This is a genomic window from Candidatus Binataceae bacterium, from assembly GCA_035500095.1.
Classification (GTDB): domain Bacteria; phylum Desulfobacterota; class Binatia; order Binatales; family Binataceae; genus JAKAVN01.
Genome location: DATJXN010000109.1, coordinates 1 through 11136 on the forward strand (window position 1 = coordinate 1; position 11136 = coordinate 11136).

The following is an 11136-nucleotide window of genomic DNA, read 5'->3' on the forward strand; positions in this document are numbered from 1 at the left end:
GCAGGGCTAGTATGCGGAGTTGGCACAATTCAAACGGAGCCGGTTCAAACCGACCATGCTGAGCTTCGAGCTAAGTGAAGAACAAAAGATGATCCGCGACACCGTCGGCGCGTTCGCCCGCGAGCAAATTCGGCCCGCGGCGCGCCCCGCCGACGAGAGCGGCGAGATTCCGGCGGCGCTCGTCGCGCAGGCTTGGCAACTCGGGCTCGTGCAGGGGCCGATTCCGGAGAGCCTCGGCGGCAATGGCGATACGCGCCTTGCTATGACCGGCGCGCTAATCGCCGAGGAACTCGCCTACGGCGACCTCGCGATCGCCGCTCATGTGCTCGCGCCCCGGCTCCTTGTGTTCCCGGTTCTAGAGACAGGGACCGACGAGCAGCGTGCGCGCCATCTCAAGCGCTTTACCGGCGCGGACTTCGCTCCGGCGGGCGCGGCGCTGATGGAGCCGCGATGGGATTTCGATCCGACGGCGATGACCACGCTTGCGCGCAACGACGGCAACGGGTTCGTCCTCGACGGCGCAAAGTGCATGGTCGCGTTGGCGGCGGCGTCCGAAACGCTCCTGATATGGGCGGCAAGCGCCGGTTCCGACCGGGTGGACGGATTTCTCGTCGCGCGCGAGACGCCGGGGCTGAGCGTCGGGGAGCGTGAGAAGAACATGGGACTCAAGGCGCTCGAGAGCTACCCGATAGAGCTCAAGGGATGCCGCGTCGGCGCCGAGGCGCGCCTGGGCGGCGAGGGCGGGGCGGATTTCAGGCGCGCGACGAGCCAGTCCCGGCTGGCGATGGCTGCGATGGGCGTTGGGCTGGCGCATGCCGCTTTCGACTACGCGCGCGACTACGCCAAGGAGCGCAAGGCCTTCGGCGTGCCGATCGCAACCAAGCAGGCGGTCGCTTTCATGCTGGCGGACATGGCGATCGAGATCGACGCGGCGCGCCTGCTCGTATGGGAGGCTGCATGGCGCCTTGATCGCGGAGAAGATGCGCATCGCGAGAGCTATCTTGCGCGCAACTATGTTGCGGCTTCGGCGCTGAAAGTGGCCGACAACGCGGTCCAGGTGCTGGGCGGCCACGGCTACATCCGCGAGCATCCGGTCGAGATGTGGCTGCGCAACGCGCGCGGCCTCTCGGCGATCGAGGGACTCGCCACAGTCTGAAAGATATCAACGGGAGATCGTTGAGATGATCGATTTCGAAATCGACCCGCAGACCCAAAAGCGCATCGACCTTTTCCATACGGTGGCCGAGCAGATGATGCGGCCGATCTCGCGCGAGTACGACGAACGCGAGCACGAGAAGCCGTGGGACTTCCTGAACGCGATGTGGGCCGCAAGCACCGCACCCGGCGGAGATCCGATGGGCGGCGGCGACGCGAGCGGGCAGGGCGCCGTGAAGCTGCGCAACGTCTATACCGTCGCGACCACGGAGGAGCTGTGCTGGGGCGACGCCGGACTGTTCCTGTCAATTCCGAACGCCGGCCTTGGCGGCGCGGCGGTGATGGCGGCGGGCACTCCGGAACAGAAGCAGCGCTTTCTCTCGCCTTTTCGCGGCGGCAAACCCAAGTGGGGCGCGATGGCTATCACCGAGCCCGGCTGCGGGTCGGATTCTGCCGCGGTGACCACCACCGCAAATCGCGACGGCGACCATTGGGTGCTCAACGGCAACAAGATTTTCTGCACTTCGGGCTGGATGGCGGTCGAGAAGTCGGAAGGTTTCGTGGTGGTCTGGGCTACGGTGGACAAGAGCGCCGGTCGCCCCGGGATAAAGCCCTTCATTGTCGAGCATGGAACCCCCGGTATGTCGGTGGCGCGGTTGGAGAAAAAGCTCGGCATCCGGGTGAGCGACACGGCGGCGCTGGTTTTCGACAATTGCCGCGTGCCCGCCGACCATCTGCTCGGCAGCCCCGAGGTGAGGCGCGAGGGTGGCGGCTTCAAGGATGTGATGGCGACGTTCGATGCGACGCGGCCGATCGTCGCGGCGATGGCGATCGGCGTTGGTCGCGCGGCGCTCGACTTCGTGCGCGAGTTTCTCGCCGAGCAGAAGGTCGAGATTCGCTACGGGCTCTCGCCCCGGCGGCTGAGCACGGTCGAACGCGATTTCATGGAGATGGAGGTTCAGCTCAAGGCGGCGCGTCTGCTGACCTGGCGCGCGGCATGGATGCTCGACATGGGGATGCGCAACAGCCTGGAGGCCTCGATGGCCAAGGCCAAGGCGGGTCTCGCGGTCACGCAAATTACGCAGAAGGCGGTGGAATTACTGGGGCCGCTTGGCTACTCGCGGCGCTACCTGGTCGAAAAATGGATGCGCGACGCGAAGATCAATGACATTTTCGAGGGCACGCAGCAGATCAACATGATCATCGTGGCGCGGCGCATCCTGGAGTACTCGAGCAAGGAACTGAACTGACGCCGGCGGATCGCGCTCGCGCGCTTTCGGAGATGAAAAGCAAACGGCCGACTCGCGGAGAGCCGGCCGTTACTTTTCAGTTCAGTGATGGCGGCTTACCAGAACCACTTGCCTTTCTCATAGGCGAAGATCTCGCGCGTCGGAACCACCGAGGTTGCGTGCGGTGACGCGTGTTTCGCCTCCTCGAGACTCTTGCCGGTGAGGGTGTAGTCGTATTCCTTGTAGGTCAGGATGCCCACGGCGACTCCGTTGCTGGCCTCCTTGCACGTGCAGGAATCGACCGCACCGTAGCCGACATAGCTTCCGGTCTCGACCCCGTTTTGCATCACCCACTTGATGTTGCTCACGTTGTCATGCTCGCGGATGCTCAGCTTGTGCGCCCATTCGCGGCAGAAATCGGGAAAGGCCGCGCTCGCAATCCGAAACTGCTTGAGCGCGCGGATCATGGTCGGGTTGAGCGCCTGCGCCGCGCCTTGCATCCCGTTTCCATCAAGCCCCTTTAGAACCGGAGCCGTTGCGTTTGGGACGTTGAGCGCCGGGGTGGTATCGCTGCTTGCGACTACTCCGGCCGACGGCGGAATCGCCTGTGCTGTATTTGACGGAGCTACAGGCGACGGGCTAACCGGCGCCGCAGCCGCCAGGGCAGGCGTCGTGGGCGAGTTTATGTGAGGAACCGCGGGCGCCGGAACCGCTGCCGGAGCGGCCGCGGCAGCCTCGCTTGCCGGTGCGCTTCCTTCGACCTTCATCGACGAGCCAGAGGACGCAGTAGATTCGTCGGACGCCGTCGAGCTTTGGAATAGCGAACAACCTGCCATTGGAATCGCGGCCATCGCGAGCAGGATCAATCCCGCCGTCAATCCATTGAGTTTGTTGCCGCTGCGCTCAATGTGACACATCGTCGTCCCCCCCATTACCTGCTCCGCACTGTGGGCTTAGCCTAGCTATGTAAACAACCTATCGCGGGAAATCTCAAGAGGACGAGACGTTCACTTCTGACATGGCCGCAGCCCCCCGGAAGGGGGCTGCGGCCGGATTCGGACCTGAACTATCAGACCTTACTGATTCGGGATCAGCTCGACCCGGCGGTTCTGGGCGCGCCCTTCGCGCGTCTTGTTGGTCGCGACGAAGTCCGTCTTTCCAAAGCCGTGCGGGGTCATACGGCTCTCGGCCACGCCGTGATCTGCCAGATACTTCACCACCGCGTTGGAGCGGCGCTCGGATAGTCGCAGATTGTACCGCACCGAGCCGATCGCGTCGCAGTAGCCGTTGACTGCGATCGATACGTTCGGATGCGACTTCAGAGTCTCAGCCGCCTCGTCTAGCACTGCGGCATCCTCCGGGCGGATGTTCGACTTGTCGAAGTCAAAGTGCACGCCGCGCAGGATTATCTTCTCCGGCGGAGGCGGCGGAGGCGGAGGAGGAGGAGGTGGTGGCGGTGGCGGTGGCGGTGGCGGTGGAGGCGGCGGCGGAGGCGGCGCGATCAGATAGCCGATGATGCCGCCGATGATCGCACCACCTACGATGCCGGCCGGGACGGCGGGCCAGTTATCGCTGTTATCGGCTGCGAATACGCCGCCGCCGATACCGCCGCCAATCGCAGCGCCCGCGACGGCGCCGTAGATGGTATAATCCCTCTGTTCCGTAGTCATTCCGCAGCCCGCAAACGTAATCGCGGCCGCGGCCCACAGAACCCAGAAAGCCTTTCCTCGTCTTCGTCCGATCATAACCCATTCTTTCCTATCGCCCCAGGCCCGCAACGCGTCAGGACAGCTCACGCCGGATGCTCGACGGATCGGCCGAGCACAGCGAAACCGTTACGCGTCGATTCCCCGCACCTGTAGGCGCGCCATTTGCCAGCTGCCAAGCAGGCACAGAGTTGACAGCCCCAATTTCATACGCCGGTAGCACTATATGTAGTTTTTTAGGTCTGAGGCAATAATTAGAGCGGCTGAAAAGGCGTTTTAATCACGGCATGCTGCATACCGCCCTTCGAGTTTGAGCTGAAACGATGGACGACACTAGACGCCGCTAGAGCGCAATCGAGTGTCGTTATGTCGTGACTATTCAGTAAAGCTCAGATCGTCATCGCGGGAGCGTTCGAGCTCATGCCATTCAAAAATGAACCGGGCCGGTGGTATGCCGGCCCGGTACATTTTTGTGCGAGACTCAGGCGATAGTGCTTTCCTGCTAGTCGTCGTCTCCTTGATGCTTCTCGTGATGCTTGCCGTGGTCCTTGTGATGGTCTTGATCTTCGTCCTGGTGGTGATGCTTGCCCGGATGCTTGTACCATCCGAGGTGCTTGCCGTTGTCGTGATGCTCGTGCTCTGCCTCGGCGATCTCATGCTCCCGCTGTTCGTTGAAGATTTGCTGCTGACGTTCCCATTCGTCATGCCAGTTGCGATCGCTCCACGCATCGACATTGCGCCACTGATTGCGCTGGTCCCACGGATGCGTTTGTTGCCATCGAGCGAAGTTCCATCCACGCATACTCAGCTGCTGCGCGACGCCCGGATGGTGCTGCAGGAACCCTTTGAAGTCCGGATGCTGGGCGAGATATGCCGGATTATTGACCAGCGACGGATTGACCGTCAGCGCCTGAGCGATATCGGGATGGTAGTGCAGGTAGTTTGACAGGCTGAAGGCCGCCGCGTCGGGAGAATAGGCCGGAACCTTGGTCACGAGCGATTGATAGAGCGTGGGGTTCTGATTCAGGTACGACCACACGTCCGGATGCTCGGCCATGAAACCGGGGCTGCGATACAGACTTGGATTGGCTGACAACGCTTGGGCGGCCGCTGCATGCTGGGCCAGGAAATTCTCGTAGGTCGTAACCGGATCCATCTGCGCGCCCGCCGGCATCGCGAACGCAGCCGCTATCGCCAACGCCGCCGCTATACGAGTAATTTTGGACATCGTTTGGTCTTCCTCCTCCTCCTCGGGCCTCCGACATCTTCTTGTGGCCACGGGCCGCATGAGACAACTCGCTCCGACGCGCCGTGGCACTCGAACTGAAGCATAGGGAATGCCATCGCTAGCCGGTGCGGCTGCAATCACTTTTTTCAAGCTCTGTGGGCCTTTTCAGGCTGTTTGAAGCGTCGTTACAGCAGGCCGCGGTGCTGCGATGACTCCAAACGTGCAATTGCGCGACGCAAACCGTGTAACAGAGGTAAAACTTACCACATCGGGACGTAAAGAATGCGGGCCCAGGGGATAAGGGGTCTGCTGCAGCTCCAGATTCCATGAAAAGCGCGACGAGGGCGCTGCGAGAACGAAGGGTTTTCGCGCGGGTCGCAGCACGCATCGCGACCCTGCTAAAATCGCTTCGTGCTCTCACTGGCGCGCGGTAAAGAAGGGATCTTCCGACTCGTCTCCGGCTACCAGCCGCAGGGCGACCAGCCCGGCGCGATCGAAGCGATTACCCGCAATGTCCGCGAGGGCGTGCGCCAGGAGGTCCTGCTCGGCGTTACCGGCTCGGGCAAGACCTTCACGATGGCCAATGTGGTCGCCAACGTGAACAAGCCGACGCTGGTGATCGCGCCCAACAAGACGCTCGCCGCCCAGCTATACAACGAGTTCAAGAGCCTGTTCCCGGACAACGCGGTCCGTTACTTCGTCTCGTATTACGACTATTACCAGCCCGAGGCTTACGTACCCTCGACCGACACCTACGTCGAGAAGGACGCCAGCATCAACGACGAGATCGACAAGCTGCGCCATTCGGCGACCAAGGCTTTGCTTGAGCGCAACGACGTCCTGATCGTCGCCTCGGTCTCGTGCATCTACGGCCTCGGCGAGCCCGAGGTTTATTTCGAGATGCTGGTGTTCCTGGAGGAGGGCCAGACGATCGAGCGCGACCGCGTGCTGCGCAAGCTCGTCGATATCCAGTACCAGCGCAACGACTACGATTTCCATCGCGGCACCTTTCGCGTCCGCGGCGATATCGTCGAGGTCTTTCCGGCATACGAGGAAAGCCGTGCGGTGCGCGTCGAGTTCTTCGGCGATCAGGTCGAGGCGCTCTACGAAATCGATCCGCTGCGCGGCAAGGTGATCCGAAAGCTCCAGAGCGTCTGCATCTATCCGGCGTCGCATTACGTGACGACCGAGGACCGGATGGAGCTGGCGGTGCGCAACATCCGCACCGAACTCCGCGATCGGCTGGAATTCTTCCGCACCGAGAACCGGTTGCTCGAGGCGCAGCGGCTGGAGCAGCGCACGATGTACGACCTCGAGCTGCTGGCCGAGATGGGCTTCTGCCCCGGAATCGAGAATTACTCGCGCCATCTTACCGGCCGCGCGCCCGGCCAGCCGCCGCCGACGCTGCTCGACTACTTCCCGCGCGACTTCCTGATGTTCGTCGATGAGAGCCACGTTACCGTGCCGCAGCTGGGCGGGATGTACCGCGGCGACCGCTCGCGCAAGCAGACCCTCGTCGAGTACGGCTTCCGGCTGCCCTCGGCGCTCGACAACCGCCCGCTCAACTTCGAGGAATGGGAGGGGCTCGCAAGCCAGGTGGTGTACGTCTCGGCGACGCCGGGCGACTACGAACTCCAAAAATCGGGCGGCCTCGTCGTCGAACAGCTAATCCGTCCGACCGGCCTTATCGATCCCGAGATCGAAGTGCGCAAGGCCGGCACGCAGGTCGACGATCTGCTCGGCGAAATCCGCAAACGCGTCGAGGCCGGCGCCCGCGTCCTCGTCACCTGCCTCACCAAGAAGATGGCCGAGGACCTGACCGACTACTATCACGACCTCGGCGTGCGCGTGCGCTACCTGCACTCGGACATCGAGACCATCGAGCGCGTCGAGATCATCCGGAGCCTGCGCAAGGGCGAGTTCGACGTGCTGGTCGGGATCAACCTGCTGCGCGAGGGGCTCGACCTGCCCGAAGTCTCGCTGGTCGCGATCCTGGACGCCGACAAGGAAGGATACCTGCGCTCGGCCCGCTCGCTCATCCAGACTATCGGCCGCGCCGCGCGCAACGTCGAGGGCAAGGTCATCATGTACGCGGACGCGATGACCGACTCGATGCGCAAGGCGATCGACGAGACCAACCGCCGCCGCGCCAAGCAGGTTGCCTACAACCAGGAACACGGCATCACGCCGCAGTCGGTGGTCAAGGCGATCGACGCCTCTCTGGTCGAGATGTATTCACCGGAGTGGGCGGTGGTGCCGGAGGCGGAGGACGCGCCGCCGGAGACTGAGCTGATCGCGGCGCACGAACTGCCCGACCGCATCACCGGGCTTCGCCAGGAGATGATGCAAGCGGCGGAGCGGCTCGAGTACGAGCGCGCCGCCGAATTGCGCGACCGGATAAAGCGCCTCGAGCGCCAGGTCTTCGGCCTCGATCAGAAGAACGAGGCCGCGGCGGCGGCTGCGGCGCAGCCGCCCGGCTCGGCCCATCAGCACGACGGTGGCGCGGCGCGCGGCGGCCGTGCGGGCCGCTCGAAGCCGAAAGACGCTGACGCTACACCCGCGCCGATCTTGCCCCGCGGGCGCAGCAGGGGCCGCGGCCCGGCATCCAGCGGCCCATCGGCGCCGCCGCCGCGTCAGCGCAGCCTGAAGATCATCCCCGACCGGCCGAAGTAGCCGGAAACCGCCTTCTTATTTGTCGAAGCCGGCGACGCGTGGCAGCTTGTCGCCCAGCTCAACCCACGGCACGTGGTCAGGCCAGTATGCGTGGCGGAGCGTGCCGGGCGGATAGGCGAGCTCGGCGTCGGGCGGCAGGCTCGCGCGCGTGACGATCAGCACATCGGGCATCGGATCGACATCGACCGTGAGCGTTGCGCCGCAGTTCTTGCATCGGTTGCGATGGATCTGAGCGGAGCTGCTGAAGGTCTGCAGGTCGCCGCCCTTGTTCCAGCGGAAGCCGGCGCGCGGAAAGATCGCGAACGAGACGAATGCCGCGCCGTGCAGGCGCCGGCAGATCGAGCAGTGGCAGTGATGCATTTCGACGGCGGGCTGCGTCACCTCGAACTGGTTGTCGCCGCAAAAGCACGCGCCGCTGATTTTTTTGAAGTCCGCCATGGCTGGTTCCTCCCTCTTGGATGGCATCCCATCGCAGTTGCGCGCCATGCGTCAAGGGGCCGCGCTTTCTCGCCAGGTGTCGTGGGGTGGGGGTCGAGGGAGGAAGGCGCCGGATGTCTTTCCTCTCGATGCTTCCTCGCCCTGCTCTGCAACTTGCGCGCCGATCGCACGCGCCAAAGCGGCGGTTCTCACGGACATTCAGAACCGCCTCGACCCCCACCCTGACCCTCCCCCTGGACAACAGGGGAGGGAATACGAGGGCGCTCTGCTATCTAAATCTAAACTCGTCATCCGCTCGACGTATCCCGCCTGCTGCCGAATACGTGGTAGGCGATCGAGTCCCAGGCGTTGTGGATGCCGATAAAGAGCAACAGCAGCACCGCCGCTCCGACGCCAAACACCGCTTTGCGCGTGTGGGAAAGAACGGCGAGCGGCGTCACCGCGAGCCCGAGATAAGCGACCAGCGGCAGCGCAACGTGAAACAGCCAGTCCTCGAACTCCGGCTGATATACGCTCTGCCGGCGCACCAGCCGCGCAACGACCAGCGTGTACGCCGCCCCGCTAATACCGACGAGGCCCCAAAGAACCGCGGGGATAGTGAGTCCGTGCCACGGCGCGCGCAGGAGCGCAGACAAAAGCAACGCGGCCCCGAAATACACGACGGTCGGCGTGGCAAATGCCGCGCCGGCCTCGGCCACGCGCAGCGGAGGCCTGTCGGCGATGAGCGTTACAACTACGAACTGGAGGCCCGATCAGGGCGCCCGCAGCCGAGCCGACGATTACATAGAAGCTGTACCATCCGCCGAGCTCTGACATTGGTTCCTAGTGGTCGCAGGTCAATTTTCAACTATACAAAAATATTTCGAGCGTCCGTCACAAGCTGCCGTTCGCCTCAGGCTCGACACAGGAGTAACGCTGGATGTGCGTTCCAGACGCGAAGGAGCCAAGCAATGGCAGGTAAAGCAATCGGGGAATTTTCATTCAAGGCCATCACCAGCACCTACAGTCCCGGGCCGGCGGGAAGCGTTCTTGACCAGGTGAATTGGGAAGGGATGGCGGCGGGTTTCGGAACGGTCTTCGGCACGGCGACTTACGTCGGTGGTTCCAAAAGCGGGACCTTCAGTGCGTGTTGGGTGGCTTACCTGGACAACGGCGAACAAGTTTCCGGTATCGGTTCCGGCACGTATGAAAGTACCGGCAAACATCACTGGCGCACGCGGCACGTGATTCACATTTCCGACGGCACCAGTATCGTCAACGAGGGTGAGATCGACCTGGCCGCGCGATCGTGGACGGGAAAAAATTTCGAAAATAGCTGAACGCAAAACTCTTTTCCGAGCGCGGCGGCCATCCGGCTCGCCGCGCTTTTCATTCGCGGACAAGCGAGCAGCATAATATTTCGAGTGCCAAGTCAGCTCACCTTTTTTTCAATGTTACGGCGCGGCCAATCGAGCGCCTCAAGGAGAAGGCCGACGACGACCAGCACGCTGAATGAATATCCCAGAACTGTTCCGATGGGATGATGTAGAAGAGCTGGGAGGCGCGGTCGCAACCGTGCCAGAGCGTCGGTTGCGAGCACCAGAGCGGCCACTACCATAATTGAAAGGAAGAGCAATCTCCGTACGCGAGTCCCAGCTCTTTTAAACGGCCAGTATGCCCACACGGCTATCCCGACCTACAGGGATTGTATTTCTAGACGGATCCACTCAGCACCGACCCAGTCGAGACGAGGAATGAAGGGGATGAAGACTCCGGTGACCCAAAGAAGAGCAATGGCCGCGCACAGCAGTCTTACTAGAGTATTTGACAACCCGCGCATTGCAGAAGAAGTTACGACAGCGTCATTTGACATAATATTTCAAGCGCCATCTTTAAGGTATCGGCGCTGGCGAGCTTCCGACCTTCTTCCTAAGAAATCCGGCGGGTACTTCAAACTGACTCTCTGGCACCCTTCTGGATTCGATCTTCGTGACCACGAATACCGACGATCCGTCACGGCCGCTCGCCAAGATGATGCCATCTATTCCTAAAGGATACCCGAAGCCTGGGAAGTTTTCCCCGTAAGAACCATCGACAAAGCCTGCAGCCTCGTACAGCCGGTTCAGAAGATTCATAAACTCGGTGTATTCCCTGAGACCAGGCGCATCTTTAGAGACGCAGTGGACATCAGTCTGGTGCCCCCAATGAGCCGAGTCTCCGGTGCCTATATACTCCTCACAGGAATAGCCGGCGATCTTCCTAAACTTGCCAGTTGGCTTGAAATTACCGACGCATCTAGGATTTACCGTGTCACCAACTTCCGGGGGGTAGGGCGTTTCGACGTAGTAGACCTTGCGTCTGTAATCGATGTTAGTTCGTACGCGCTGGTCGAGATCGTAAACGATTGCACCCATAGCATGCGAAATGTGCTGCGGCTGATCCCCCCACGCCAACCATTCCTTATGCCCCTGAATGATCTCGATCAGGTACACGTGATTGTGTGGGCACGGGTGTTCCTCCCATATGATCACACCGGCAAAGGCCGATTGCGCGTGCAGCAGAATAACCACGGACAAAGCGAGCAGGGCGAGAACGGCGCCGTGGCGGAGCTTCATTGACATAATATTTCTGGTACGCCTTCAGGCCCGAGCTGCGCAGAGGTTACCGCTTAATCTCGTACGACGGGCCGACATACGCGTTGACCGCGTACATCCCGCCGCCGAACTGG

10 protein-coding genes are annotated in these 11136 nt (G+C 62.1%); 4 read left to right on the plus strand and 6 right to left on the minus strand.

Features of this window, described 5'->3' with window-relative positions:
* The first annotated feature begins 55 nt into the window (after nucleotides 1–55).
* Nucleotides 56–1156: an acyl-CoA dehydrogenase family protein gene (locus tag VMI09_10770; protein HTQ25170.1), complete on the plus strand. Its 1101-nt coding sequence runs from the start codon at nucleotides 56–58 to the stop codon at nucleotides 1154–1156.
* Nucleotides 1157–1181: 25 nt separating this feature from the next.
* Complete coding sequence (locus tag VMI09_10775; GenBank protein HTQ25171.1) at nucleotides 1182–2405, plus strand: acyl-CoA dehydrogenase family protein; 1224 nt, start codon at nucleotides 1182–1184, stop codon at nucleotides 2403–2405.
* Between the two features lie 95 nt (nucleotides 2406–2500).
* Here the strand turns inward: VMI09_10775 and VMI09_10780 are convergent, their stop codons facing one another.
* The 3 genes from VMI09_10780 to VMI09_10790 all read right to left on the minus strand — a co-directional run bounded on the left by VMI09_10780 (nucleotide 2501) and on the right by VMI09_10790 (nucleotide 5318).
* Nucleotides 2501–2884 carry a hypothetical protein gene (locus tag VMI09_10780; protein HTQ25172.1) on the minus strand — a complete coding sequence of 128 codons (384 nt, stop codon included), beginning with the start codon at nucleotides 2882–2884 and terminating at the stop codon, nucleotides 2501–2503.
* Nucleotides 2885–3460: 576 nt separating this feature from the next.
* Nucleotides 3461–4054, minus strand: a complete 594-nt coding sequence (locus VMI09_10785) for an OmpA family protein (protein ID HTQ25173.1) — start codon at nucleotides 4052–4054, stop codon at nucleotides 3461–3463.
* A 538-nt stretch (nucleotides 4055–4592) separates the two neighbouring features.
* Entirely contained in the window at nucleotides 4593–5318 is a 726-nt protein-coding gene (locus VMI09_10790) for a hypothetical protein (protein ID HTQ25174.1), read from the minus strand.
* 411 nt (nucleotides 5319–5729) lie between these two features.
* Between VMI09_10790 and uvrB the strand changes: the two genes are divergently transcribed.
* Nucleotides 5730–7991 (plus strand): excinuclease ABC subunit UvrB, encoded by a 2262-nt coding sequence (gene uvrB, locus VMI09_10795; protein HTQ25175.1) that lies wholly within the window; start codon nucleotides 5730–5732, stop codon nucleotides 7989–7991.
* 15 nt (nucleotides 7992–8006) lie between these two features.
* On the opposite strand, the gene VMI09_10800 is transcribed toward uvrB, so the two are convergent.
* Both VMI09_10800 and VMI09_10805 read right to left on the minus strand, forming a co-directional pair.
* Nucleotides 8007–8429: a GFA family protein gene (locus VMI09_10800; GenBank protein ID HTQ25176.1), complete on the minus strand. Its 423-nt coding sequence runs from the start codon at nucleotides 8427–8429 to the stop codon at nucleotides 8007–8009.
* 287 nt (nucleotides 8430–8716) lie between these two features.
* The gene (locus VMI09_10805) at nucleotides 8717–9127 is read right to left on the minus strand and encodes a hypothetical protein (GenBank protein ID HTQ25177.1); all 411 of its coding nucleotides are present in this window, start codon (nucleotides 9125–9127) and stop codon (nucleotides 8717–8719) included.
* 252 nt (nucleotides 9128–9379) lie between these two features.
* On the opposite strand from VMI09_10805, the gene VMI09_10810 reads away from it, so the two are divergent.
* Nucleotides 9380–9748: a hypothetical protein gene (locus tag VMI09_10810; GenBank protein HTQ25178.1), complete on the plus strand. Its 369-nt coding sequence runs from the start codon at nucleotides 9380–9382 to the stop codon at nucleotides 9746–9748.
* Nucleotides 9749–10300: 552 nt separating this feature from the next.
* Here VMI09_10810 and VMI09_10815 read toward each other — a convergent pair.
* Nucleotides 10301–11029 carry a DUF4412 domain-containing protein gene (locus VMI09_10815; GenBank protein HTQ25179.1) on the minus strand — a complete coding sequence of 243 codons (729 nt, stop codon included), beginning with the start codon at nucleotides 11027–11029 and terminating at the stop codon, nucleotides 10301–10303.
* Nucleotides 11030–11136: the final 107 nt, after the last annotated feature.

Coding starts and splice junctions, on each gene's coding strand:
- VMI09_10800 (HTQ25176.1), bottom strand. CDS start 8,429: ATGGCGGACTTCAAAAAAATCAGCGGCGCGTGCTTTTGCGGCGACAAC.
- VMI09_10775 (HTQ25171.1), top strand. CDS start 1,182: ATGATCGATTTCGAAATCGACCCGCAGACCCAAAAGCGCATCGACCTT.
- VMI09_10785 (HTQ25173.1), bottom strand. CDS start 4,054: ATGACTACGGAACAGAGGGATTATACCATCTACGGCGCCGTCGCGGGC.
- VMI09_10810 (HTQ25178.1), top strand. CDS start 9,380: ATGGCAGGTAAAGCAATCGGGGAATTTTCATTCAAGGCCATCACCAGC.
- VMI09_10770 (HTQ25170.1), top strand. CDS start 56: ATGCTGAGCTTCGAGCTAAGTGAAGAACAAAAGATGATCCGCGACACC.
- VMI09_10815 (HTQ25179.1), bottom strand. CDS start 11,029: ATGTCAATGAAGCTCCGCCACGGCGCCGTTCTCGCCCTGCTCGCTTTG.
- VMI09_10790 (HTQ25174.1), bottom strand. CDS start 5,318: ATGTCCAAAATTACTCGTATAGCGGCGGCGTTGGCGATAGCGGCTGCG.
- VMI09_10780 (HTQ25172.1), bottom strand. CDS start 2,884: ATGCAAGGCGCGGCGCAGGCGCTCAACCCGACCATGATCCGCGCGCTC.